Source organism: Glutamicibacter sp., assembly GCF_032154645.1.
Classification (GTDB): Bacteria; Actinomycetota; Actinomycetes; order Actinomycetales; family Micrococcaceae; genus Glutamicibacter.
In genome coordinates, this window is sequence record NZ_JALDXV010000006.1 from 40,509 (window position 1) to 63,587 (window position 23,079).

The window sequence follows — 23,079 nt, forward strand, 5'->3', positions numbered from 1 at the left end:
ATGTTCCCCCAAGTCGAGGTGGCTGGCCTGCCGTATTCTCGTTTCTGAGAACAGGTCGATTCTCCGTATTCTCTGAACAACCCACGCGGCCCATTCCCCCGCGGCAAACCCAGTCGTAATGTGTTGAGCATCCAATTGATGACTCTTAAGGGGGCCGCAATGAGTGCAACGTATACCTTTGACGTCTTCAGCAGTCTTGATGGATTTGGTGCTGCCGGAGGCGACTGGGGCGGATACTGGGGAAAGCAGGGGCCGGAATTACTTGAGCGCCGGTTAGAGCTATACACCCCGCCCTGCCGAGTGGTATTCGGCGCCAATACCTACCGACTTTTTGCGATGTTCCTTGCGAATATCGACGACTATCCAGACGTCGAAGATGCCTGGGGCGTTGCCATGCGCAATCAACCAACGACGGTCATCTCGACAACCCTGCAGGAACCGCTAGATTGGCCACGTCCTTCCCTGGAACGCGATGACGCGCTGGATGTGGTCGCTCGACTGAAGCGGGATTCCGAGGTGCCGCTTCGGTCCCACGGTTCCCTTGCCATGAATCATTCGCTGCTTGCAGCCGGCCTCGTTGATTTCATTCAGGTCACTGTATTTCCGGTGCTCACCGGTCGTACCGGAGATGCCCCGGTATTTGGTGGGATCGACGACTACGACTTGGAGCTGGTGGATTCCCGATTGTTGGACGGGAGCATTCAAGAACTCACCTATCGCCCGACCAGGCATCCAGATCATTAGGAGATGACATTGCGGATAAATTTCACGGTCCCCTCTCCCGCATTCACATATGAATAGGACTGCGCACTGGAATAGGTCGCGTGTTCTCCGGGGAGGAGATGAATGCTGGTATCAGGGAATTCAATGTTCAATTCACCTTCGATCACCATGAGCATTTCCGACCAGCCGGCGGGATCGGGTTCGGCATCGTAGCGGGCCGCCTCCGCTAGGCTCCAGGTCCACAGCTGAACTTCGTGGGAGGCAAGGGAGGAACCTAGGAGTACCGCACGACTTTCGGAGTTCTCGCCCTTCCAGGCAAGTTCGTTGACCCTCGTGTGGGGAACCGTCGGCGCGCTCACCAGGTCCACAAAGCGGATGCCTAATGCATCAGCGAGGTAATCGAGGCTGGCAAGGCTGATATTTGCCTCGCCTGCTTCAAGATTGATGATGGTGCGTCGGCTGACTCCTGAACGCTGCGCCAGGGCGGCCTGGCTGAGGCTCGCCTGCTTCCGAAACTCCCGAAGATTTGCTCCGACATTTCGCAGTACCGGTGAATCGTTCGCATCTTGCATGTGCACTATTCTGCACTATAAGATGTGCAGAATGGTGCACATTTCAGGTGTTCGGCAAAAATTTCCGATCAGCCGCCAAGAAGCCGCCCTGCTGGCAATCACCGCAGTCTGGGGCGGCACGTTCCTGCTGGTCCATCTGGCCATGCGCTACAGCGGACCCATGTTCTTCGTCGGCGTTCGCTTTATCGTTGCCGGGGTCATTGCAGCGCTGATCTTCTGGCGTTCATTAAAAGATGTCAAGCTGTCTGAACTCTGGGCTGGCATCGCCATTGGCGTGATGATCTTCCTTGGCTACGGGCTGCAGACTCAGGGACTGCAGACCATCAACAGCAGCACCTCGGCGTTCCTCACCGCTCTCTACGTCCCGCTTGTGCCGTTGCTTCAGTGGGTTGTTTTCCGCAAACGCCCGAGCACCATGACGCTGGTTGGAGCGGGCATCGCCTTCATCGGACTGCTGCTCCTGGCAGGCCCGGATGCTGTCACGCTGGGTTTGGGCCCCGGAGAAATCGCCACCCTCGCCAGCACCCTGCCCATGGCGGCCGAGATCATCCTGATCGGCCTCTTCGCGGGCAAGGTACACCTAGGGCGGGTCACCGCCATCCAATTGCTGGTGGCCGGGCTTCTCGGATTTGCCGCCATGCCCGCAGTGGGAGAGAGCATTCCGGAGTTCAGCTGGCTGTGGTTCCTGCCGGCTGTCGGCCTGGGTCTGGCAAGCTGTTTGATTCAGGCGACCATGAACTGGGCACAGAAGTCGGTCTCTCCAACGAGGGCCACCATCATCTACGCCGGGGAACCAGTGTGGGCAGGCATCTTCGGCCGCCTCGCCGGAGACCGCCTCTCGGGCGTGGCCCTGCTCGGCGCCGCCCTGATCATCCTCAGCACGCTGATCAGCGAACTCAAGCCGACGGTGAAAAAGGGCAGGCTTGAGCAAATTACCGCTGAGCCAGTCGAGGATGCGCTGGACGACGACCCGAACCCGGCGCGCCAGGCCTAGCCTGCCGGACGCATATCTCCGGTCTGCTCAAAGCGCTGGTGCCAAGACAGCGCCTCACCCAGCAAATGCGGGGTGTGCTTTCCGTAGCTTTCGCGGCAGGCGCGGTCGAAGTAGTCCTGCAGCAGCGCCTTGTAGTCCGGGTGCGCGCAGTTGTTGATGATCAGTTCGGCGCGCTGCTTTGGCGAGTGGCCGCGCAGGTCAGCCAAACCCTGTTCGGTAATCAGGATCATGGTGTCATGCTCCGTATGGTCCACATGCGATGCAAAGGGCACGATGCCCGAGATCTTTCCACCCTTGGCGGTGGAAGGGGACATGAAGACCGACAGGTAGCCATTGCGGGCAAAGTCGCCGGAGCCTCCGATGCCGTTCATAACCTTGGACCCCAGCACGTTGGTGGAGTTCACGTTGCCGTAGATATCCGCCTCGATCATGCCGTTCAGGGCGATGCAACCCAGGCGTCGGATGATCTCCGGGTGGTTTGAAATCTCCTGTGGGCGCAGCAGGATGCGGTCGCGGTAGCGGTCGATGTTCGTGTTGAATTCCTGAACCCCGTCGGTGGACAACGAGAAGCTGGTGGCCGAGGCAAAGTCGATCGTGCCGTCTTTAATCAGCTCCAGCATGCCGTCCTGAATAACCTCGGTGTATGCGGTCAGTCCCTTGTAGCCGCCGCGGGACAGCCCCTCCAAGACCGCGTTCGCGATGTTGCCCACGCCCGATTGCAGGGGCAGCAGCTTTTCGTTCAAACGACCCTGGCGGATTTCGTAGTCAAGGAAGCCGAGCAGGTGGTCGGCGATGCGTTCGCTGGTCTCGTCGACCGGCGCGAAAGGGCTCAGGCGGTCCGGCGCATCGGTTTCAACCACCGCCACGACCTTGCGGGCGTCGATGTCCAGGTACTTCTGGCCGATGCGGTCTCGCGGCGTGGTCAGTTGGATCGGGGTGCGGTGCGGCGGCAGGGCGGTGCCGTAATAGAGGTCGTGCATGCCCTCAAGTGCCGCTGACTGCTGCTTGTTGACCTCGAGGATGACGTGGTCCGCCATCTCCAGCCAGGTTTTGTTGTTGCCCACGGAGGTGGAGGGAATCAACTCGCCGTCGGCGGTGATGCCCGCTACCTCGACGATCGCCAGGTCGATCTTTCCATAGAATCCGAACCATGCGTGCTGGGCGACGTGAGAGAGGTGGATGTCCATGTATTCCATCTCGCCGTCGTTGATGCGGCGGCGCAATTCCGGGTCGGACATATAGGGAAGACGCAGGTTCATGCCTTCTGCCTTGGCCAGCACCCCGTCGAGTTCCGGCGCGGTGGAGGCGCCGGTCAGCACGTTGATCTTGAATTTGCGGCCGGCATCGTGTTCGGCGGCGATCAGTTTGGCCAGCTCGCCGGGTACCGCCTTGGGGTAGCCGGCGCCGGTGAAGCCGCTCATCGCGACGGTCATGCCGGGCTTGATAAATGCGGCGGCTTGTTCGGCACTCATCAAGCGCTCAGTAAATGCCCGGTGATTGATACGATCGCTCAAAATATCCCTCTTCACATCGTTGTGACGCATGTAGACACGTAGACCTCAACGGAACACTCTAGTGCTGTTTTTCCGGTCGCAGTGACCGTTTCTTGGGAGAATACCGCACACAGCAGCACCCAAGCGGTAACCTGCCTCGAGTTTGCGGTAACCGGGCCGTCCCGGTCTGCCTTGCCCCGTCATAAATGGGGCCATATGAGATTTGAGCAGTGCATTCTTAGTTGATTGACAGGCTCGGTGCCTATGGTGATCACGATGAGACTTTTACCCATGGAACAGCATCCCCGCGCCCGCGCGGTCCTTAGCGCTGTCCCCCGGGTTCTGCTCATGACCGGGCTGGTGATCATCGGCCTGATTTTGATGCACGGCATGAACCTGCACAACTCTCACGCAAACGGTGCGGTACATGAATCCACTGGCCACCAGCAAGCTTCCAACGAGCGGTATCTCGTCACCGCTACGGCGCACACGACCTTGCCGGCAGACACCCTGGGCTGTGCCGACTGCGACCAGCAAGGGCAGGCACATCTTGCCGCCGCCGGCTGCGTGATCGCGTTCTTCGTTGTTTTCATCCTTCTGCGCAGGCCCACCGCGTTCCTGCTGAGAAAGGTGATTCCCGCCAGGGCCGGTCCTGGGATCGCTTGGCCTACGTTCAGCGTGCTGCGGGCGCCAAACCTCATTTCCTTGTGTATTAGTCGTACCTGAGTTCTCTCCGGCCCGCCGCCGCTCTACGCGCCCGGGCAGAATCCTGCAGCTTACGACACCGCGCCCTTCGGCGCGCTCAAAACACAGAGAGAACCCCATGAAGAAGCTTCTAACCTTCGGCGCGCTCAGCGCCAGCCTTGCCATTGTCCTTTCCGGCTGCGCATCCTCCCCCATGGACTCGGGGATGGAGCACTCGATGTCAGAGATGGGCAGCCAGTCCCCCAGCGAAACGTCGGCAGAAGTCAACACCGCAGATGACATGTTCATTTCGATGATGATTGCCCATCATCAGCAAGCCCTTGAGCTGAGTGACATCGTGCTGAACAAGGAGGGAATCCCGGAGGATGTCACCGCCTTGGCGACAAAGATCAAGGATGCTCAGACACCTGAAATCGCCACCCTCGAACAATGGCAGAAGGAGCTCAAGCTGAGCACGCCGTCAAACCACTCGATGGGAAGCGAGGACGGAATGGTCAGCGAGGATGAGATCAAGAACCTCACCAACGCCAGCGGCGATGAGGCGGCAACGTTGTTCCTGCAGCAGATGGTGGCCCACCATGAAGGCGCGGTGGACATGGCCAAGGAGGAAATCAGCCAGGGCAAGTATCAGCCGGCCATAGACATGGCCCAAAATATTGTCACGTCTCAGAGAGATGAAATCGATCAGATGAAGAAGATGCTCGAAGGCAAATAGTCCCTCAGGTACGCATCAACTCACTCATCGTTAAGGACAAAAATGTACTTTGAATCCCGACCTTCGAACTGGAGCCGACAGGCTGTCAGGCTGGCGGCTCCGATCGCGGCACTCTCGCTGCTCCTTGCAGGTTGTTCTGCCGCAGACGTTGCCGGCGGCGACAGTGCGGCCAGTGAATCGACGGTATCCGGCAGCCTGGCCTTCGACGAATTTGGTCTCCAGGGCCTTTCAGGCGAACAGGTGGTCGACAAATTGGAAAAGTTAAAGACAGCTGAACGACCCGGCGGCCTCATGGCCTCGGTGCGACCGACCGAACTTGTGCTGAGCACGAAGTCCGGCGAGCAGAAGGCCTTGGAGCTACCCAAGGAGAAGTTTTACCTGTCGGTGGCGCCCTATCAAACCCAAAGTCATGACTGCACATTCCACAGCCTCACTACTTGCCAGGGTGAGTTGAGCAACCAGGATGTGACGGTCGATTTCACCACCGATGACGGCCGGGAAATCCTGAACAACGCGAAGTTCAGGACCAATGACAATGGATTTGTTGGCCTGTGGCTTCCCCGCGATGTTTCGGGAACGTTGACCATTTCTTCCGCCGGTCAGAGCGCAACTGCGCAAATTTCCACGGGAAGTTCTGATCCAACCTGCCTGACGACCATGAAACTGACCTAGCATTTCCCCAGTAGTGGCGCTGACCAACGAGGTGCCGCGGATGAACTTCACCGGCTCCCGGACTTCGAGATATAAGCCTTCCCGATTTGATTCCACGCTCTGAACGGCCGTCACCTGGGCCGGTCCTGCCTTCGGGCGGGGCCGGCCCCGGACCGTGCCCTTGCTACGGTGGTTGGGGTCTGCTTGACTCGCAGCATGGGCAACTCACCTTCAGGCTTTGAATATCAGGTGTTCAAGGACGGCTCCGTGCAAATCCTGCACCACGGTAAGCAGGCAGCAATCCTACGCGGCCGGCGTGCCGATGATTTTCTGGACGATGTATCGCTGGACGACGGCCAGCTAATCATGGCCCGGTTAACCGGAAACTACAGGCGCGGCAACGAGCGTGCCGCGCGCAGCCACCCGAGGAATCTTAAGCCTTGATCCCTCAGCCGATATGACCGTCGCCGAGCAATTCCAGTATGTTTGATGGGCTGGAACACGAACGAAGGAACGGCGAATGTCAGAGCAGATCACGGTAAGCGCGGTAGTCATCAGGAACCCCGAAGGACAGGTGCTGACGGTCCGTAAACGCGGTACCGATTCGCTGATGTTCCCCGGAGGAAAACCCGAGCCCGGTGAGACTTCGCTGCAGACGGCGGTGCGCGAGTTTTCCGAGGAACTCGGAATTAAACTGGAAGCAAATTCACTGAAGTTCCTCGGAGTCTTCACCGCTCCGGCGGCCAACGAAGATGGTTTCAGCGTCAAGGCAACAGTCTTTGAACACCCCTACGTTGAAGTGACGGAACCCTGCGCCGAGATTGAACACCTTCAGTGGGTAGACCCGACAGCTTCAACTCCCGGGCTCGCCCCGCTCACCAAAGACGAGGTCTTCCCCGCTTTGCTGCGCCAGCAGCCCAAGGCGCAGCGCCTGACAGTATTCACCGGCTCGGCCATCGGCGCCTCCCCGGTCTTCGCTGAAGCGGCCGAAGAGTTCGGACAGGCAATTGCGGAAAGCGGCCGCGAAGTTGTCTACGGCGGGGGCAAGGTTGGTCTGATGGGCGTTGTCGCCGATGCAGTCCTGCGCGGAGGAGGGCAGGTTCACGGCGTGATGCCGCAGGTACTGATCGACGGGGAACTGGCGCACCCGGGCCTGACCAGCCTTGAAGTGGTCCCCGACATGCACGCCCGCAAGAACCTCATGACCCAATTGGGTGATGGGTTCATTGCACTTCCAGGCGGAGCAGGAACTCTCGAAGAGCTCTTTGAAGCTTGGACGTGGCAACAGCTTGGGATCCATCGCAAACCTGTGGCGCTCTATGATGTCGATGGATTCTGGCAGCCGCTGCTGGTGATGCTAAAGCAGATGACTAAGTCTGGATTCCTTTCTTCCCAGTTCCTCGATTCGCTCATTGTTGCCAGCAATCCTGAAGAGCTGTTCTCCGAACTGGAGTCTTGGGTTCCTCCGGTAGCCAAGTGGGGTAAGGACAACCGTGAAAAAGCGATGCAGGGCAGTTAAATAGCCCCGCAGCCAATGTGCCCGAGGCGTTATCGAAATGACCCCAAATGTTGATTGCGCATGCCTGCGCCCGAACCTACATTTAAATCGACTCCCACATAGGAGCCCTCTGCAATGAATGTTGGAGGTCTTTACAATGAAGAAATGGACTCGGTGGCAAGACTGGGTCGGCGTCGCGGCAGGTGTAGTAGCCGCAGTTTCAACCACATGGCTTGACGGTTCTACCAGCTCTATGACGCTGATGCTGGTCTTCGGTCTGCTGATGGTGGTCACTGGTGTTTGGAGCGTCATGATGCCACGTCTGGTTTCAATGGAATGGGCACTGACAGCTGCCAGCGCATTGTTGTTTGCCTCGCCGTGGATGGGATCGTATACCGACTTCTCGGCCAGCACCTGGATGTCGTGGATTTGTGGCGGCGTCGGCGTGGTTGCCGGCTTGCTCGCCCTCTCCCCCGCCATGGAAATGCGCCATGATACCGGTGGCTCAAGGATGGCGCACTGAGAATCAATTAATTCAAAAGTCAGTTTTCACAGCTGGTGGCTGCGCCGTCTCAACGTCGCAGCCATCAGGCTTTTATAGACGTTGACAACCAAGGAGTGAGCGGCAGATCCGAATCTTTTCTTAGAACTGCTGTGCCGCCCGTGATTTCAGTTGGTTCAGAAACGTGACGCCAGCTCATTGCGTGCCCGAACACCTCATGAACCTAGTCCGAATCTCCACGGGGATTTCCTTTCTCGGGGTTAACGCCAACGGGTGGCACACTCTCCTCGCGGAGAATGCGCCACCCGTTGAAAAGAGGTGAGTCGAAAAGACTTACTTCTTTGCAGCAGCTACAACCTGCAGGCGCAGGTTTGCAACGACGTCCTCGTGTACGCGGACGGTTGCGGTGTAGTTGCCGGTCGACTTGATGTGATCGCTAACCTCGATGTTGCGCTTGTCGATCTTGCCCAGACCGGCAGCCTCAACAGCAGCAGCGATGTCACCGGTCTTCACGGTGCCGAAGAGGCGACCGTTCGAACCAGCCTTGATGGTGATCTTAACCGGCTGGGACTTCAGCGATGCTGCCAGAGCCTGAGCCTGCTCAAGATCGGCAATAGCGCGAGCAGCGCGAGCAGCCTTGATCGACTCAACCTGCTTCTCACCGCCCTTGGTCCATACGATTGCGAAGCCGCGTGGCAGCAGGTAGTTACGGGCGTAGCCGTTCTTTACCTCGACAATATCGCCAGCAGCACCGAGACCGGTTACTTCGTGAGTCAGAATGATCTTAGCCATTTGAGTATCCCTTCTTCCTTAGCCGCGGCCAGCGCCGGAGTAAGGCAGCAGGGCAACTTCACGTGCGTTCTTGATTGCCTGTGCGATCTTGCGCTGTTCCTGCACGGATACGCCGGTCACGCGACGAGCGCGGATCTTACCGCGGTCGGAGATGAACTTGCGCAGCAATGCGGTGTCCTTGTAGTCGATGACGGTGATGTCAGCGGCCTTCAAAGGGTTGGACTTTGGTTTGGGCTTACGGATTTCAGCCTTAGCCATCGTGGAGCTCCTTAGTTTGGGAGCCCGCAGAGTGATCTGCGGGATGGTGAATAAATATTTGTTTAGAAAGGTGGTTCGTCGTTGCTTGGGTTGCCCCAGCCGCCGCCGTTGTTGCCGCCGGTGCTCCACGGATCGTTGGCTGGAGCGTTCCAGCCACCACCCTGCTGCTGTTGCTGCTGTGGGGCACTTTGCTGCTGCTGCGGAGCGTTGGAGAATCCTCCACCGCCGCCGAAGCCGCCGCCACCACCGCCGGAGCGCTGGGTGCGGGTTACCTTGGCGGACGCGAAACGGAGCGATGGGCCGATTTCATCGACCTCAAGCTCCATCACGGTGCGACGTTCGCCTTCCTTGGTGTCGTACGAGCGCGAACGCAGGCGACCCTGGGCGATGACGCGCATGCCCTTGGTCAGCGTTTCTGCAACGTTCTCCGCAGCCTCACGCCATACCGATGCACGCAAGAACAGGGCTTCCCCGTCCTTCCATCCATTGGATTCGCGGTCGAAGGTGCGAGGAGTCGATGCGATCGTAAAGTTCGCTACGGCTGAACCGGACGGCGTAAAACGCAGCTCCGGGTCGGCGGTCAGATTTCCGACGACGGTAATAACAGTCTCGCCTGCCATTGACTCTCCTTATTAAGGTTGAACGTTTTTCCTACGACGAAAGAACAGGCGTAATTAAACGCGAGCCTCTTCCGGACGGGTGACCTTGTGGCGCAGGATCTGCTCGTTGATCTTCAGCTGACGCTCAAGCTCAGCGGAAGTAGCTGGATCTGCGGTGTAGTTCACCACGATGTAAGTGGCTTCTGCCTTCTTCTTGATTTCGTAAGCCATCTTGCGACGACCCCAGATATCAACCTTTTCGATGGTGCCACCGTGGGAGCGAACAACCTCGAGGTACTTCTCGATGGTTGGCTCAACGGTACGGTCATCGACCTCTGGATCAATGAGGACCATAAGTTCATAAGCACGCATGTGAACCCACCTCCTTTGGGCTAAACGGTCGCGGCATTTCCGCAACAGGAGGTTCTTGCGTTATCTGAGCCGGACATGCCCAAGTTTCAGGCATGCGGTAGCACAGACCTTTCAATCCTACCCGAGAGCGGACGACAAGCAGAAGTCTTGGTGGTGCAGATCATGAATCTCGCCTTATAGTTCTTTACACTTTCACCGAGAAGTGTTTCGCTATTGACTACAAGAGTTGCCTATTAGGAAAACTGGAGTTTACTCATGGCTTCGATTCCCACCCACGACGAAGTGCTTGTTGCCGCGGACGCCATCGTTGATGCCTTCGCTACCACCGACACCGAAAAATACTTTGCGGGCTTTGCACCCGATGCCAGCTTCATCTTCCATCCGGAGCCTCACCGCCTGAATTCGCGCGCCGAATACGAGGCCCTCTGGGCTTCATGGCTTGAGGCTGGCTGGAGGGTCGTTTCCTGCAGCTCCAGCGATCGACTGGTGCAGTGTTTTGACGGCGGTGCGGTGTTCAGCCATACGGTGTCCACGACCGTAGACACTGGCAACGATTCGCAGGAGAGTTATACCGAACGCGAATCCATTATCTTCGCCGTGACCGACGGCAAGCTCGCGGCAGTCCACGAGCACCTTTCGACGATTACCGCCTAGGAGCACCATCATGAGTTTGCTTCGCACCATTGAGCAGAAGCTCAACCTTTCAGCAGATAGCTCCGGTCCGGTTCGCGGCACCCTGAGCATGGGCCGCATCGGCATGATCTGGCTGGCGGCCAACCTGGTGGTGACCACGCTGCTCACCGGCACCCTGTTCATCCCTTCGGTGCCGCTGACCACCGCCGTATGGCTGATCACCGCTGGCACGATCATCGGCGCGGTCGTCTTGGTGCTGATCGGCAACGTCGGCACCCGCACGGGACTTCCCACCACAGCACTAACCCGAGGTTCCTTCGGCATCCGCGGCAGCTACCTGCCGGTGGCTGCGAACATCATCGTGCTGATGGGCTGGAGCTGGGTGCAGGCAATGCTCGCCGGCATCACCGTCGACTATCTGGTGGAATCGCTGACCGGGTATTCCAACCCTGCACTGTTCTCCATTTTGTGCGAAACCATCGTGGTCATCCTGGCCATTCGCGGTCACGACGGAATTGCAAAGATCGAACCGTGGCTGGCGGTCATCATGCTGGCCATCATGGGGTGGATCTTCTACACGGTCTTCAACAAGTTCTCCCTGGCAGAACTCAACTCCCTGCCGGCCCCGGCAGAGGGCGCACTGACCGGCGGACTCGTGCTCGACGTGGTGATCGCGACAGCCATTTCCTGGACGGTGCTCTCCGCAGACATCAACCGCACCGCGAAGTCGCAGAAGGCCGGAATCATCGGATCCGGCGTGGGCTATGTGCTCTCCACCATCATCTCCATGACCCTCGGTGCAACGGTCTTCGCCTATGTTCTGCTTTCCGGCACAGAAGCCATCGCCTTCGACCCGGTTACCGTGGTCTCCGCATTCGGTGCGCCGCTGGCCATCGTGATCTTCTTCTCCGTCATGGCAACGAACACCATGGCGGTGTTCGGCATGACCACGTCATTGGTCAACGCCCGCGCGGAGGGCAACATGCGCTTCCTACCGGCAGCGCTGATCCTTGGCGTCGTTTCCATTGCGGGCTCGACCTTCTTTGGGCTGCTTGACCGGTTCACCAACTTCATGATGATGATCGGATCGTTCTTCGTTCCGGTCTTTGCCGTGGTCATCGTCGACTACTACATCATTTCCCGGTGCTCCTACACCCGGGACATCCTGCGCGCCACCAACGGACGCTACTGGTACAAGTCGGGCTTCAACCCTGCGGCCATCATCTGCTGGGTCGTCGGGGCCGCCCTGTCCTATGTGCTTGCCTATGTGTGGCCAAGCCCGATCGGTGCGACGATTCCAACGTTCGTCCTCACCTTCGTGCTGTACTTCGCCCTGTCGGCAAGGAGGATGCAGAAGAAGTACCACGAGCAGGAACACCTGGCACTGAGCGCCTAGTCTTGAAGTGCACGTTCAAGCCTCTGCCCGAACACCGCGACAAGCGTGCGCATGTAGGTATCTGAGACGTGGTGCTTGTCCCGGTACACCAGCACATTGCCTATGACCGCCGGACAGGTGCCGTCCATGCAGAATTGATCGTTGAAAGCCAGCAGGTCCACGCGCGGTTCAAGCTTGGCCGCGGCACGCGTGGCGTCTCCCGGGTCAAAGGCCGCGGCCGCCGGGAAGTCGCATCGTTTCGGATCGGCCGCATTTTTCTCCACGCAGTCGCGGGAGTAGGAATCCTGAGGCGGCCGCGGGGTATCGATGATCGGATAGAGATCCAGCCCCGCGTCCTCCAGCTCTCCCCAGGCGGCGGCCAGCCCCTGGGCCGCATCCGATTTGAACCGTGAACCGCCCCAGTTGGCGAGGATGACGGCATCGATGTCCTTGCGCTGTTTCAATTCCTGCATGGTCTGCGCATTGGCCTGTGAGCAGTTAATCTCGCCGGCCGCCTCGGCGGTGCGCCGGGCGGCGCTGAAGGGACATGAATTCTTCAGATAGGTCACCAGCTTCCAGCCGCGTTGTTGTGCGTAGCCGGATAACGCTTCATACCAATGGGCGGCATGCGAGTCGCCCACCAGGGCCACCGTATACGTGGCTTTTTTGCTCCCGAATTCGCACTCCTGGATGCGTGTTGACTGCGGTTCCTGAACGCAGCCTCCCAGCTGCGGCTGGTCATCGGCCGCGGACGCCGGAAGCGGCACCACCTGTTCAACTCCCGGCAGCAGCGCCGGAGCCCCGGTAGGCACCGAGGCGGCGCCAAAGCCCTCCGGCGGGTGATCCAATAAGGCGACGGTTGACGCCGCAGCGCGCTCTGCGAGATTGCGCTGCACCACGGCTGGAAGCAGTCCCAGCGTACCGACGAGGACGACCGCAACGGCACCCGCCGCCAGCGACCTCAGTGAGAATGCGGCCAATGGCCTCCAGCCACGCAGCGGGGTCTCTATCCAGTTGAGGCTCGCCCAGGCCAGAAGCAGGGACAGCGCAATCAGAGCCAACGTCTGAATTGGCTTTGGACGATGTCCCGCAAGCTGAATAAAGAAGGCAATCAGCGGCCAGTGCCACAGGTACAGGGAATAGGACGCGAGCCCCATCCATTGCACCGGCGCCCACCGCACGAGGTGATGCAGGGAACCCGGTCCGCTCGTGCTTCCTGCGGCGATGATCAGGGCACAGGCTGCCACGGGCACCGCAGCAGCGATTCCGGGAAAGACCGTGCTCGGGCTGTAATTCACCGCCGCCCAGAATATGGCAACAAGGGCCAGCAGCACCGCAGCATTGCGCACCGAGAGCGCGGTCATCCATCGCGGCAGCGTCAATTCCTGATGCCCTACAGCGTCGGACGCCAAAGCCAACAGCCCGCCGGCTGCCAGTTCCCAGATTCGGGTGGTGGTCATGAAGTATCCGGCCGCGTTGCCGCTGTAGCCGGTGAAGATCGAGCAGGCGAGGGAGAGGGCTGCCATCAGCGAAAATGCTATCCAGAGCGTTTTTCTGCGCCGTGCAAAACCATCGGCCCGCTCCCGCGAAGGCTTAACGAACCAGCACACGGCCAGGATGATCAACGGCCAGAGCAGGTAGAACTGCTCTTCAACGCCCAGCGACCAGAAGTGCTGCAGCGGTCCGGGCTCCCGATCGGCCGCCAGATAGTCCACCGAATTAGCGGCGAGGACCCAATTCTGCACCGAAAAGGCCGACGCAAGAGCCTGCTGCCCCAAAGCCTCCCACAGCGTCTTGGGCAGAAATAGCATCGTCGCGGCGGCTGCGGCGAGGATCACCGCCATGGCGGCGGGCAAGATCCGTCGGGCGCGACCTGCAAAAAATCCAGCCAGATCAATGGATCCGGTGGCCCGCGCTTCACGCAGGAGGTGCGAAGTAATCAGAAATCCCGAGATCACGAAGAAGATATCCACCCCGATATATCCGCCCGGCAAAATCTCTGGCTCCAAATGGTATGCGACCACCAGCAGCACGGCCAGGGCGCGCAGCGCCTGAATTTCGGGACGGAAGGATCGATTCGGTGCGGAAGCAGGGCTCATGGTGCTTGATCTGATCAATTGCGGGTGAATACTTGGTAATCAAGACATGACAGGGGCGCAAATTCCGGGTCGGAAGTGCCTGTGAATCGGCAGGTCATTTTGTTGTTTAGCACTGCGCCGGTAGGTAGCGTCTAAGGGTGTAATTGCCCTACCAATCATCGGGAGATATCCATGCTGCAGGCCAAGTCATTCGCCGTGATCGGTGCGGGAATCATTGGCGCTGCGGTAGCCAGGGAATTGTCCCGACGGTACCCCGGTGCCCAGATCACGATCCTGGACAAGGAAACGAAGGTCGCCGCCCATCAGACGGGACACAATTCGGGCGTGGTGCATGCGGGCCTGTACTACGAACCGGGCGGCCTGAAGGCACGGCTTTGCCGCCGTGGCGTCGAGCTGATTACCGGCATCGTCGCCGAAAAGAACATCCCCTACGAGCGGTGCGGGAAGCTCGTCGTTGCACTGGATCCGGCAGAGGAATCCCGCTTGCACGCCATCTTTGAACGGGCACAGGACAATGAGGTGCCGGGCGTTGAACTGCTCGGCCCCGAGGGAATCAAGTCCCTGGAACCCAATGCCGTCGGCAAGCTGGCATTGAACTCCCCGAGCACCGCGATCATCGACTATTCGGCGCTGACCCTGGCGTTGATCGACGACGTGGTGCAGGCGGGAGGGGAGCTGCGCCTGGGGTGCACGGTGCAGCGGATCCAAGAGCTCGGCTCCACGGTCATCGTCCACACCAGCACCGGGGCGATCCAGGCAGATCACGTGGTTGTCTGCGCCGGGGTGCAGTCCGACCGGCTGGCCCGCAGTTCGGGCGCCGACGCACAGCCCAGCGTGGTTCCGTTCTTCGGCCAGTATTTCCAGTTGGAGGAAGGCTACCGCAGCATTCTCAACGGACTGGTCTATCCGGTCCCGGATCCCAAATACCCATTCCTCGGGGTGCACCTGACCAAGCGCGTTGACGGTCAGATGATGGTGGGACCCAACGCGTTCCTGTCGCTGTCGCGGGAAAACTACCGCGGCCTTGGGCTGAACCCGCGAGACCTGGGCGAGGTGCTGGCAAATCCGGGGTTCTGGAAGTTTGCTGCCAAGAATGCCCCTGCGGCGCTGCGCGAGGTGCGCAGCGTTGCCTCCAAACAGTTCTTCCTGAAACAGGCCGCCGCCTATGTGCCGTCATTGGAGGGGGCCAAGGCAACCCGCCTGACGCGCGGCATCCGCGCCCAGGCCATGGACCGCAGCGGCGGGCTGCTCGACGACTTCGCCATCGACTACCGGCCGCGGACAACGCACATTCGCAATGCCCCCTCGCCCGGCGCCACCAGCTCAATGGCCATCGCCGAATACATTGTTGATGCGCTGGCCTCCGGGGCGGGCAGGAACTAGCGGCCCGCGGCCCGGGCCGCCTTCGACTTCGCGGAAACCAAGCGCCGCCGACCGGGGACGAACACCAGATCGGTCAGCTCCCTGGAGGCGTCCGCGCCGACCCAACGGCGCGCTGCGCTGCTGCTTTGGGTCAACCTCGAGGCCGCCTCCAGCGCCCGGTCCCTCGCGGGGATGTCGATATGGCCAAGCTCCCTCAGGGCCCAGGAGACAGCCTTTTTCACGTGCGTCCTGCCGTCGTCGCTGTACTGTTCGACGAGCCCCAGCCACTGGTCGATCAATTCCGCACCAAGGGCGCGCTGATGCGTTGCCTGGGTGGCGATCAGCGCAAATGCCGCACGTTTCACGTAGGTCTTCTCGGCCCCGGCCCAGCCCAGGATCAACTGTTGGTAGTGCGCATCGGCGGCGAATACCGAGCCGCACAGGTGGTCGCACAGGTCCCAGGACACTACGTCGTCAAGCAGTGCGCCCAACTGCTCATGGCTCAGCGAGCCAGGTTCAAAGACCAGGCAGGCCAGGAGCCGTGCCTCGTGGATTTCGGTGGCCCACAGCTGCCAGCTCAGGCTGTTCGAGTAGCGCAGGGTCTTGGCCAGGGACCTGATGACGGGCATCGGCACGCCAAGGCTGTTCGCCTCGGGAATTCCCAGGCGCACCACGTTGGCCTTGTGTTTCTGACTGGACGCGCTACGCAGCTCGTCCAGGATGCTCTGCACGTTCATCTACTGATGCAACGCACCCGAGGGCAATCCCAGGGCCTGTTCGGACATCCGCCAGATCACCTCGGCGAGCGCAATACCGCTCTCCGGGGCCGAGGTATTGACGTAGCTTGCGGTGCCGTCAACGACCACCAGGATCTCGGTGGCGGCCAGCTGCGGGTCGATCCCGTGCAGCTCCCGGCGCTCGACCGCCTGCGCAATCACCTCGGCAAGCCGCCGGAAGGTGAGCTCCTCCTGGGTTGCCACGACCTCGCGCAGCATGGGGCGGTAGCGTGACTGGTGCCTTGCATCCAGCCACAGTTTGCCCAGATCCGAGAATTCCGGGGCGGTGACCCGGCCCAGGAAGCTGCGGATGGCATCCAGCGGCTGCGCCTGCTCTTCGGCGGCGAAGAGCCCCTCGCGTTCACCGGTGGCCGCCTGCTCGAAGGCGGCGCAGATCAGTTCGTCGATGGTGCGGAAATAGTGGCTGATCAGTCCCGGGCGGACTTCCAGCTGTTCGGCCACGAGCTTCATCGTGACCTTTTCAAGTCCCAGGCTCAGCGCCAGCTGCGATGCGGTGTCCAGAATTTCCAACCGGCGGTCTTCCGGTTTTTTTCTGACTCTCGTTTTGGTAGCGCTTGACCTCATGATCCAACCCTATTAGTTTTAGAAGAAGGAGTCTATTGGTGTTAACACCAATAGTGAAAGGCGGAGGAAGACTTGAACGCGGATCTGATCATCTCGGCACGGGCCATCATCAATCCCTTGGCACCGGCGACCAGCGACACCACTGTAGCGATTTCCGACGGAATCATCACCGCGGTGGGCGGCGGCGAATTGGTCGAGGCCGCAGCTCCCACCGCCGAGCACATCACGTTCGACGGCGTGCTGCTGCCCGGCCTGGTCGATATCCACACCCACCCGATCTGGGGATCCATCGAACGCGGCATGTCACTGGACCTGATCGAGGTGCACACCAAGGACGACCTGCTGCAGGCCACCGCGCAGCGCATCGAAGAACTGGGATCGGGGCAGTGGATCACCGGATTCAACCTGGACATCAACGTCTTCGGCGCCGAGGTCACCGGTGCTTTCTTCGAGGAGCACTTCCCCGGAGCCAAGATCAGCTACATGACCACCGACGCCCACGCCCTGGTGGTGAGCCCCGCGATCATCGCCGAGCTCGGCATCACCGGCGCCGAACAGTTCGCCGATGCCTCGCAGATCGTCGTCGACGCCCACGGCGCACCCACCGGCTACATCCTTGAGTTGCAGGCGATGGACCTGATCATGGAACACTACCCTGCGCCGAGCACCGAGCAGGCGGCGGGCTATGTGCTGCATGAACTGAACGCCATGGCAGCCAGCGGCCTGACCCAGATCCACGCACTTGACTTCGCACATCCTTCCGAGGATGTCCTGCGCTATCTCGACGACCGGAAGCTGCTGCCGCTTACGGTGCGCTGCTCCCCGCTGATCCCCGCCGATTCCACCATCGAGCAATGGCAGCAGGCACTTGAGCTGCAGGGCCTTGGCGGCGAGCGCTGGCAGGTGGCCGGGGTGAAGTTCATGCTCGACGGCACCGCGGACAACGGCTCCGCCTGGTTCCACTCCCCCGACTGCCTGGGCCAGAACACCCACAGCCTTTGGCGCGATCCACAGGCCTACAAGCAGGCCGTGGAATTCTTCGCCTCCCACCAGGTGCCCACCGCCACCCATGCCATCGGCGATGCCGCCGTGGCCTTCGCCCTCGACGTGCTTGAGGCGGCCGGCCCCGTCGCCGGAGGCGCCCATCGCATCGAGCACCTTGAATCCATCGGCGACGAGCTGCTGGGACGCTTTGCCCAGCTCGGTGTCATCGCCTCGGTGCAGCCGGTGCACGGCACCCGGTTGACCAGCCCCGACGGAAGCGACAACTGGTCGGTGCGGCTGGGCGCCGAACGCGCAGCCCACGGCTGGCGCACCAAGGACCTGCTGGATGCCGGCGCCCCGCTGGCCCTGGGATCCGACTGGCCCATCGGCATCGCCGACCCCCGTGTGGCACTGGCCGACGCACAGCTGCGCCGCCCGGTGGAACGGCCCGAACAGGACACCCTGCACGCGGAGCAGGCCGTATCCGCGGCAGCGGCCTACCACTGCATGACCCGCGTCCCCGCCCTGGCCACCGCGCAGCCGCTGGGCGGGCTCATCACCGCAGGCGCGCCGGCCGATCTGAGCATTTTCGCCGCCGACCCGCTGGGGCTGACGCCCGAAGAACAATCCACCAACCCAGTGCTTGCCACCGTCGTCGCCGGCACCCTGCACAACCACTAGGAACCCATGACTACCTTTCCCGCCCCACGCCCAGCACAGCGCCTGCAGCTGCAGATCAACTCCACCGACCCGCACACCCGCGGCATCCAGCGCGGCGAGCAACTCGGCGCGGCACTTGCCGACGGCTTCGAGGTCTACCAGCGCTTCTTCACCCTCGGCGCCCTGGGCCCGGCCCAGGTCCGCGCCATGGCCGAGCGTTCGCTGGAAGACATCAACAATTTCTCCCCGCAGCTGGCGCAGGAGATCCTCGGCACCGCCCAGGGTGCCGGGCTTGAGACCTGGCAGGTGGCGGCGCTCAATGCCCGCACCGAAATTTTGGCGGCCTCGGCGACTACCGGTCCGGGCGAATGCTCGACCATCGTGCGCACCGCCGGCACCGAGCAGGCCCCTGAAATTTTCGGCGTTCAGACCTGGGACTGGCACGTTGAGCTGGCAGCATTCTGGCACACCCAGCAGGTGGCCGGCGCCGCCCACAGCTTTGCCGGCATCACCGAACACGGCATCCTGAGCAAGATCGGCATCAACGATGCGGGCCTGGCGCTGCACTTCAACATCCTGGGCCACGAAGACGACGGCGTGGGCGGCATCCCCATGCACGTGCTCTCCGCTCACGTATTGCAAAACGCTGGCTCCGTGGCACAGGCCGTAGAGCTGGTGCGCGAGGCGCCGATCAGTTCCTCCGGATCCTTCGCCCTGTTCGACCAGCACAGCGCGGTACTGCTGGACATGACCCCGCACGGCGTCTTCGAGGTCCCGCAGCTGCAGCCAGGCCTGCACCTGCGCACCAACCATTTCCTCACTCAAGAGCCCAAGGCCAAGGAGAAGAACTGGCTCTACCAGCCGGATTCCTCCCAGCGCTTTGATTTCCTCGCCGCCCGCCTGGGCCAGAATCTACCGCAGTCGGCCGCGCAGGTCTTCGACTCGATGCTCACCAACCCGGGTGAACCGGCGGTGACCTGCGTACCGGATATGGCGCTGCCCATGGGACAGCGCTGGGCCAGCCTGGCTACCGTCGTCCTTGAGCCTGCTGCGCGCACCGCCCGCGTGCTGGACGGCACCCCTGCCGAGGGCGACACCCGCCCCTGGTACACCCTGAACGCCTAGAAGCAAAAAGGTTCGCGGCCGCACTGGCCGCGAACCTTTTTTGACGCGCAGTTCAGCCCACGGCCTTCTTAATGAGCCGCGAAATCTCCTGTTCGGTCTCGGAATTCAGCTCGGTAATGCTCCACACCACCGGATGCATGGTTTCACCCTCCCGGTAGGCGGGGTTGATCTCTTCGCCGAAGCCGAACACCAAAAAATTCTTGTCGGATTTGATGTAGCAGACGTCCTCACCGTTGCGGGTGTAGAACGGAATGCCCCAGCGAAGCACCGGCTCCAATTCTGGTGCCGATTCCTTGATGATTTCATGCAGCCGCTGGCCGATCTGGTTGTAGGGGCTGGGCGCCGAACCCAGCTTGGCCAGAACGGCGTCATCGCCCTTTTTTGAGAACATTCCCACTTTGTACCCCTCGCGGTTGATTCCTTGGTCCTTAGGTCAGCTTCATTCTAGAAAAGCCGCCGCGGTGAATGCGAGGATCTACAGGTCATTGCCATCAAAGGTGATCAGGCCCTCGGATACCGTGAGCAGCACCCGCCCGGTGCCCAGTTCCTGCGGGGTCGCGTTCAGCGGGTCCACGTCGAGCACCGTGAAGGAGCCTGGCGCTCCCAGGCTCAGCACGCCGCCGTCCTGGCCGATGGCACTGTGCGGGCCGGTGGTATAGCCGGCCAGCGCCTCGGCAGCGGTGATCGCCTGTTCGGGAAGGATCGGTGCTGCCTGCTCGTCCTCGACCGGGCGGCGCAGCTGAGCGTCTGCCATGATCGGCAGCACCGGGTACGGAGCCACCGGGTAGTCCGAGCCGAGCGCCAGGATGGCGCCGGCGTCGAGCACATCGCGGATGCACCAGGCGCGCGCCGCCCGCGCAGTACCCAGGCGCACCGACCAGTCGTCGCTGCCGTCGGCCTTGGTGTAATGCGTGCAGTGCGTGGGCTGCATGCTCGCGGCGATGCCCGCGGCGGCCATCTGCTCGATCACCTCGCGGGGCACCGATTCAATGTGTTCGATGCGGTGCTGAACGCCGTTCTCCGGCAGCGCCGCCAGTGTTTCGACGACCTCGCGGATGCCCCGCTCCCCGATGGCATGGGTGGCCGTGGGCACCTGCGCCCGATGCAATTGGGCGATGCGCTGCGCGTAGGCCTCGATGTTCCCCCAGGCGGAGGTGGTGGATTCACCCTTGCTGTCGGGGGTTTCAAGCCATGCGGTGCCGCCCTCCACGGTGCCGTCGATGAAGAACTTCACCCCCTGGATCTTCCAGCGTTCGCCTCCGCGCTGCTGCAGCGTGATCAGCTCGGCGCAGTCCTCCTCTCCGAGTTCGGGCGTGCACCAAGGAGAAATGCGCAGCTTGACCGGCAGCGGAGCGTGAGCCTCGGCGGCGGCCAGCAGTTCAAAGATCTGCGGATGGTTCATGTCCATGACATGCACCTCGCCGATGCCCTGTGCCGCCATTTCCCGCAGCAGGCCGTGCAGCCCGAGCACCTGCTCATTGAGCTCCTGCGCCGGAAGGACCTCCTGCACCAGGGCCATCGCCTCGAATTCCAGCAGGTGCCCGGTGGGCGTTCCCGACGCGTCGGCGACGATGCTGGATCCGCTGGGCCAGCGGCGCTGCGAGTCGATCCCCGCCAGCTGCAGCGCCGCCGGGGATGCGATGGCCGAGTGCGCGTCGAAAAGCGTCACGTAGGACAAGCGGTCAGCACCGAGTGCCTGGACCAGCACGTCGTTGCCGATTCCCTGTTCGGTGAAGAAGTTGGGGTCCAGACCCCAGCCGAGCACCCACCCATCGGCCCGGCGGTTCGCTGCTTCCGTGCGCAGCGCCGCGGCCACCTCGTCCAGCGACCGGCAGCCGGAGAGGTCAGCCCCTCGGGCCATGCTCAGGCTCATCACCGGATGGGCGTGCGCATCGGTGAAGGCGGGGACGAGCGTGCCTTCCAGCTCGATGATCCGTGTCTGCGCGTCCGCCTGTCGCAACAGCTCTTCGGCCGCTCCGAGGCCGCTGATTTTCCCCGAGGTCACCGCGATGGCGGTCTGCTCCGTCGACGGCTCTCCGGTCATGCTGTGGATGTGCGATGCGCAAACGATAAGCTCCGGTGCTGCTGAAGTCATTGATTTACCTTTCTCGTGGCTGAGTTCTTGTTCGGGTGCTACTGGGCCGCGTCGGGCGCCGCGGCGCGGGTACGGTGTTCGCCCAGGATTGCCTCAGTTTCAACGAAATCCATGGTCGGCACCGGTTCACGGAAGAACTTGGTCTTCAGGGCCATGACCACCACGCCAAGCAGCGCCCAGATGCCGCCGACCAACCAGGTCAGGGGCTCCAGCGAGGTCCACAGCCAGATGCTCAAACTGAAACCGATCAGCGGCAGCAGGCCGTAGCGGATCAGCTGCCATGCGCCGAACTGCGGCCTGTGGCCGCGCGGGAACAGATACACGCGGATGACCGAGAGGTTGACCATGCTGAACGCCGCCAGCGCACCAAAGCTGATCATGTAGGCCACCTGGTCCAGGGAGAGGAAGAGGCATGACAGGGCGATGAGCGATACCAGCGTGGTGGCGAATACCGGTGTCTTGAACCTCTTGGACAGGGTGCCGAAGCGCTGGGGAAGGATTCCGTCGCGACCCATCGAATACAAGATGCGCGAAACCGAAACCTGCCCGGTGAGTCCCGAACCCAGGCAGCCTGCAATGGTCGCAACCACCATTGCCACACCGAAGACGGGACCTCCCACGTAGTTGGCCAGCACCACGCCTGCGGAATCCAACAGCTCCTGCGGTACCGCAGCCCAGCTTTCGGGCTGGTAGGCCATGGCGCCGATCCAGGAAACCAGAATGAAGATTCCGCCGCCGATCAGCGTCGTGAGGATAATTGCCCGCGGAATATCCCGACCCGGACGGCGCGCCTCTTCGGACAGGGTGGATACGGCGTCGAATCCCAGGAATGACAGCGCCAGGATGCCGGCGCCGGTGAGGATTGGGCTGAAGCCCTCCGCCCCGGGCAGGAACGGTTCGATCAGGCTCGGGGCGTTGGGATCGTTGATTGCCATCTTCAGCGCCATGATGCCGAAGACCGCCACCACCGCCACCGAAATCGCGACCGTGGCGATGTTGAACCTATTGGCCAGCTTGATGCCCAGAACATTGAACAGGTAGACGACCAGCACCGCAAGGAAGGCCGGAAGCTGCATCGGGATGCTGGGGAACTGGCTGCTGACGTAGAGGCCGAGGATCAGAAAGTTGAGCATCGGGATGAACAGGTAATCCAGCAGCAGGAGCCATCCGGTGATGAACCCTGCCGCTCCCCCATAGGACTGTTGGACATAGGTGTAGGCCGAGCCTGCCACCGGGAACTTCTTCACCATGGCGGCGTAGCTCATCGCGGTGAAGAGCATGGTGATCAGTGCGACCACATAGGCCAGCGGAAGGCGCCCCTCGGTGATCTGATTGACGATGCCATAGGTGGTGAAGACCGTCGCCACTGCCATATACGACAGCCCGAAGAGCAGCAGCCCTACCGGGCCCAGGGCCCTGCGCAGCTTCGGGGACTTTTGCTGTTCCATGGTTTCTCCTCCGGGACGACCAACCAAGATTTCACGAGGGCAGAATGCGCTCCGCAACGACAA

25 protein-coding genes are annotated in these 23,079 nt (G+C 61.4%); 13 read left to right on the forward strand and 12 right to left on the reverse strand.

All coding sequences use genetic code 11. From position 1 onward, the window contains the following. Positions 1-159: 159 nt before the first annotated feature. The gene (locus RUH64_RS07115) at positions 160-744 is read left to right on the forward strand and encodes a dihydrofolate reductase family protein (protein ID WP_313812413.1); all 585 of its coding nucleotides are present in this window, start codon (positions 160-162) and stop codon (positions 742-744) included. On the opposite strand, the gene RUH64_RS07120 is transcribed toward RUH64_RS07115, so the two are convergent. Further along, on the reverse strand, positions 741-1,295 hold the full coding sequence (locus RUH64_RS07120) for an XRE family transcriptional regulator (protein WP_313812415.1): 555 nt from the start codon (positions 1,293-1,295) through the stop codon (positions 741-743). The genes RUH64_RS07115 and RUH64_RS07120 overlap by 4 nt on opposite strands. Positions 1,296-1,326: 31 nt before the next feature. Between RUH64_RS07120 and RUH64_RS07125 the strand changes: the two genes are divergently transcribed. Further along, entirely contained in the window at positions 1,327-2,289 is a 963-nt protein-coding gene (locus RUH64_RS07125) for a DMT family transporter (RefSeq protein WP_313812416.1), read from the forward strand. Here the strand turns inward: RUH64_RS07125 and RUH64_RS07130 are convergent. Continuing rightward, positions 2,286-3,803, reverse strand: coding sequence for an acetyl-CoA hydrolase/transferase family protein (locus RUH64_RS07130; RefSeq protein ID WP_396275994.1), 1,518 nt, complete (start codon positions 3,801-3,803; stop codon positions 2,286-2,288). The genes RUH64_RS07125 and RUH64_RS07130 overlap by 4 nt on opposite strands. A 270-nt stretch (positions 3,804-4,073) precedes the next feature. Between RUH64_RS07130 and RUH64_RS07135 the strand changes: the two genes are divergently transcribed. From RUH64_RS07135 to RUH64_RS07160, 6 genes are all read left to right on the forward strand, one after another. Continuing rightward, positions 4,074-4,508, forward strand: a complete 435-nt coding sequence (locus tag RUH64_RS07135) for a DUF6153 family protein (RefSeq protein WP_313812418.1) — start codon at positions 4,074-4,076, stop codon at positions 4,506-4,508. 97 nt (positions 4,509-4,605) lie between these two features. Further along, positions 4,606-5,202 carry a DUF305 domain-containing protein gene (locus RUH64_RS07140; protein ID WP_313812419.1) on the forward strand — a complete coding sequence of 199 codons (597 nt, stop codon included), beginning with the start codon at positions 4,606-4,608 and terminating at the stop codon, positions 5,200-5,202. A gap of 42 nt (positions 5,203-5,244) precedes the next feature. Continuing rightward, positions 5,245-5,874, forward strand: coding sequence for a CueP family metal-binding protein (locus tag RUH64_RS07145; protein ID WP_313812420.1), 630 nt, complete (start codon positions 5,245-5,247; stop codon positions 5,872-5,874). A 195-nt stretch (positions 5,875-6,069) separates the two neighbouring features. Then, entirely contained in the window at positions 6,070-6,297 is a 228-nt protein-coding gene (locus tag RUH64_RS07150) for a hypothetical protein (protein ID WP_313812422.1), read from the forward strand. A 76-nt stretch (positions 6,298-6,373) separates the two neighbouring features. Beyond that, positions 6,374-7,372: a TIGR00730 family Rossman fold protein gene (locus RUH64_RS07155; RefSeq protein WP_313812423.1), complete on the forward strand. Its 999-nt coding sequence runs from the start codon at positions 6,374-6,376 to the stop codon at positions 7,370-7,372. Positions 7,373-7,508: 136 nt separating this feature from the next. Beyond that, positions 7,509-7,874 carry an SPW repeat protein gene (locus RUH64_RS07160; protein ID WP_313812425.1) on the forward strand — a complete coding sequence of 122 codons (366 nt, stop codon included), beginning with the start codon at positions 7,509-7,511 and terminating at the stop codon, positions 7,872-7,874. 312 nt (positions 7,875-8,186) lie between these two features. Here the strand turns inward: RUH64_RS07160 and rplI are convergent, their stop codons facing one another. From rplI to rpsF, 4 genes are all read right to left on the reverse strand, one after another. Beyond that, positions 8,187-8,645, reverse strand: a complete 459-nt coding sequence (gene rplI / locus RUH64_RS07165; RefSeq protein WP_141363764.1) for a 50S ribosomal protein L9 — start codon at positions 8,643-8,645, stop codon at positions 8,187-8,189. Positions 8,646-8,663: 18 nt separating this feature from the next. After that, positions 8,664-8,903 carry a 30S ribosomal protein S18 gene (gene rpsR / locus RUH64_RS07170; protein ID WP_013350683.1) on the reverse strand — a complete coding sequence of 80 codons (240 nt, stop codon included), beginning with the start codon at positions 8,901-8,903 and terminating at the stop codon, positions 8,664-8,666. A gap of 62 nt (positions 8,904-8,965) precedes the next feature. Beyond that, a complete protein-coding gene (locus RUH64_RS07175) occupies positions 8,966-9,523 on the reverse strand; it encodes a single-stranded DNA-binding protein (RefSeq protein ID WP_313812444.1) in 558 nt (185 codons plus the stop codon). 54 nt (positions 9,524-9,577) lie between these two features. Beyond that, positions 9,578-9,874 (reverse strand): 30S ribosomal protein S6, encoded by a 297-nt coding sequence (gene rpsF, locus RUH64_RS07180; protein ID WP_313812445.1) that lies wholly within the window; start codon positions 9,872-9,874, stop codon positions 9,578-9,580. 255 nt (positions 9,875-10,129) lie between these two features. Between rpsF and RUH64_RS07185 the strand changes: the two genes are divergently transcribed. Further along, complete coding sequence (locus RUH64_RS07185; RefSeq protein ID WP_313812447.1) at positions 10,130-10,528, forward strand: nuclear transport factor 2 family protein; 399 nt, start codon at positions 10,130-10,132, stop codon at positions 10,526-10,528. 10 nt (positions 10,529-10,538) lie between these two features. Next, positions 10,539-11,903 carry a cytosine permease gene (locus tag RUH64_RS07190; RefSeq protein WP_313812449.1) on the forward strand — a complete coding sequence of 455 codons (1,365 nt, stop codon included), beginning with the start codon at positions 10,539-10,541 and terminating at the stop codon, positions 11,901-11,903. Here the strand turns inward: RUH64_RS07190 and RUH64_RS07195 are convergent. Next, entirely contained in the window at positions 11,900-13,981 is a 2,082-nt protein-coding gene (locus RUH64_RS07195; protein ID WP_313812451.1) for an acyltransferase family protein, read from the reverse strand. The genes RUH64_RS07190 and RUH64_RS07195 overlap by 4 nt on opposite strands. A gap of 171 nt (positions 13,982-14,152) precedes the next feature. On the opposite strand from RUH64_RS07195, the gene lhgO reads away from it, so the two are divergent. Next, complete coding sequence (lhgO, locus tag RUH64_RS07200) at positions 14,153-15,364, forward strand: L-2-hydroxyglutarate oxidase (protein ID WP_313812453.1); 1,212 nt, start codon at positions 14,153-14,155, stop codon at positions 15,362-15,364. Here the strand turns inward: lhgO and RUH64_RS07205 are convergent. Further along, positions 15,361-16,080, reverse strand: a complete 720-nt coding sequence (locus tag RUH64_RS07205) for a DNA alkylation repair protein (protein WP_313812455.1) — start codon at positions 16,078-16,080, stop codon at positions 15,361-15,363. The two genes, lhgO and RUH64_RS07205, sit on opposite strands and share 4 nt — an antisense overlap. Further along, entirely contained in the window at positions 16,081-16,704 is a 624-nt protein-coding gene (locus tag RUH64_RS07210) for a TetR/AcrR family transcriptional regulator (RefSeq protein ID WP_313812457.1), read from the reverse strand. Between the two features lie 72 nt (positions 16,705-16,776). On the opposite strand from RUH64_RS07210, the gene RUH64_RS07215 reads away from it, so the two are divergent. Both RUH64_RS07215 and RUH64_RS07220 read left to right on the forward strand, forming a co-directional pair. Continuing rightward, positions 16,777-18,369, forward strand: coding sequence for an amidohydrolase family protein (locus tag RUH64_RS07215; RefSeq protein WP_313812459.1), 1,593 nt, complete (start codon positions 16,777-16,779; stop codon positions 18,367-18,369). Positions 18,370-18,375: 6 nt separating this feature from the next. Continuing rightward, on the forward strand, positions 18,376-19,473 hold the full coding sequence (locus tag RUH64_RS07220; protein ID WP_313812461.1) for a C45 family peptidase: 1,098 nt from the start codon (positions 18,376-18,378) through the stop codon (positions 19,471-19,473). A gap of 52 nt (positions 19,474-19,525) precedes the next feature. Here RUH64_RS07220 and RUH64_RS07225 read toward each other — a convergent pair whose 3' ends face one another. The 3 genes from RUH64_RS07225 to RUH64_RS07235 form a co-directional block, all read right to left on the reverse strand. Beyond that, positions 19,526-19,864 carry a DUF1801 domain-containing protein gene (locus RUH64_RS07225; protein ID WP_313812603.1) on the reverse strand — a complete coding sequence of 113 codons (339 nt, stop codon included), beginning with the start codon at positions 19,862-19,864 and terminating at the stop codon, positions 19,526-19,528. Positions 19,865-19,948: 84 nt separating this feature from the next. Continuing rightward, positions 19,949-21,568: an amidohydrolase family protein gene (locus tag RUH64_RS07230; protein ID WP_313812463.1), complete on the reverse strand. Its 1,620-nt coding sequence runs from the start codon at positions 21,566-21,568 to the stop codon at positions 19,949-19,951. Between the two features lie 38 nt (positions 21,569-21,606). Then, on the reverse strand, positions 21,607-23,016 hold the full coding sequence (locus tag RUH64_RS07235) for an APC family permease (RefSeq protein ID WP_313812465.1): 1,410 nt from the start codon (positions 23,014-23,016) through the stop codon (positions 21,607-21,609). Between the last annotated feature and the right edge of the window lie 63 nt (positions 23,017-23,079).

What these genes read in the sequence shown, in the direction of transcription:
- RUH64_RS07115 (WP_313812413.1), top strand. Translation starts at nt 160, where the DNA reads ATGAGTGCAACGTATACCTTTGACGTCTTCAGCAGTCTTGATGGATTT.
- RUH64_RS07120 (WP_313812415.1), bottom strand. Translation starts at nt 1,295, where the DNA reads ATGCAAGATGCGAACGATTCACCGGTACTGCGAAATGTCGGAGCAAAT.
- RUH64_RS07125 (WP_313812416.1), top strand. Translation starts at nt 1,327, where the DNA reads ATGGTGCACATTTCAGGTGTTCGGCAAAAATTTCCGATCAGCCGCCAA.
- RUH64_RS07135 (WP_313812418.1), top strand. Translation starts at nt 4,074, where the DNA reads ATGGAACAGCATCCCCGCGCCCGCGCGGTCCTTAGCGCTGTCCCCCGG.
- RUH64_RS07140 (WP_313812419.1), top strand. Translation starts at nt 4,606, where the DNA reads ATGAAGAAGCTTCTAACCTTCGGCGCGCTCAGCGCCAGCCTTGCCATT.
- RUH64_RS07145 (WP_313812420.1), top strand. Translation starts at nt 5,245, where the DNA reads ATGTACTTTGAATCCCGACCTTCGAACTGGAGCCGACAGGCTGTCAGG.
- RUH64_RS07150 (WP_313812422.1), top strand. Translation starts at nt 6,070, where the DNA reads ATGGGCAACTCACCTTCAGGCTTTGAATATCAGGTGTTCAAGGACGGC.
- RUH64_RS07155 (WP_313812423.1), top strand. Translation starts at nt 6,374, where the DNA reads ATGTCAGAGCAGATCACGGTAAGCGCGGTAGTCATCAGGAACCCCGAA.
- RUH64_RS07160 (WP_313812425.1), top strand. Translation starts at nt 7,509, where the DNA reads ATGAAGAAATGGACTCGGTGGCAAGACTGGGTCGGCGTCGCGGCAGGT.
- rplI (WP_141363764.1), bottom strand. Translation starts at nt 8,645, where the DNA reads ATGGCTAAGATCATTCTGACTCACGAAGTAACCGGTCTCGGTGCTGCT.
- rpsR (WP_013350683.1), bottom strand. Translation starts at nt 8,903, where the DNA reads ATGGCTAAGGCTGAAATCCGTAAGCCCAAACCAAAGTCCAACCCTTTG.
- RUH64_RS07175 (WP_313812444.1), bottom strand. Translation starts at nt 9,523, where the DNA reads ATGGCAGGCGAGACTGTTATTACCGTCGTCGGAAATCTGACCGCCGAC.
- rpsF (WP_313812445.1), bottom strand. Translation starts at nt 9,874, where the DNA reads ATGCGTGCTTATGAACTTATGGTCCTCATTGATCCAGAGGTCGATGAC.
- RUH64_RS07185 (WP_313812447.1), top strand. Translation starts at nt 10,130, where the DNA reads ATGGCTTCGATTCCCACCCACGACGAAGTGCTTGTTGCCGCGGACGCC.
- RUH64_RS07190 (WP_313812449.1), top strand. Translation starts at nt 10,539, where the DNA reads ATGAGTTTGCTTCGCACCATTGAGCAGAAGCTCAACCTTTCAGCAGAT.
- RUH64_RS07195 (WP_313812451.1), bottom strand. Translation starts at nt 13,981, where the DNA reads ATGAGCCCTGCTTCCGCACCGAATCGATCCTTCCGTCCCGAAATTCAG.
- lhgO (WP_313812453.1), top strand. Translation starts at nt 14,153, where the DNA reads ATGCTGCAGGCCAAGTCATTCGCCGTGATCGGTGCGGGAATCATTGGC.
- RUH64_RS07205 (WP_313812455.1), bottom strand. Translation starts at nt 16,080, where the DNA reads ATGAACGTGCAGAGCATCCTGGACGAGCTGCGTAGCGCGTCCAGTCAG.
- RUH64_RS07210 (WP_313812457.1), bottom strand. Translation starts at nt 16,704, where the DNA reads ATGAGGTCAAGCGCTACCAAAACGAGAGTCAGAAAAAAACCGGAAGAC.
- RUH64_RS07220 (WP_313812461.1), top strand. Translation starts at nt 18,376, where the DNA reads ATGACTACCTTTCCCGCCCCACGCCCAGCACAGCGCCTGCAGCTGCAG.
- RUH64_RS07225 (WP_313812603.1), bottom strand. Translation starts at nt 19,864, where the DNA reads ATGTTCTCAAAAAAGGGCGATGACGCCGTTCTGGCCAAGCTGGGTTCG.
- RUH64_RS07230 (WP_313812463.1), bottom strand. Translation starts at nt 21,568, where the DNA reads ATGACTTCAGCAGCACCGGAGCTTATCGTTTGCGCATCGCACATCCAC.
- RUH64_RS07235 (WP_313812465.1), bottom strand. Translation starts at nt 23,016, where the DNA reads ATGGAACAGCAAAAGTCCCCGAAGCTGCGCAGGGCCCTGGGCCCGGTA.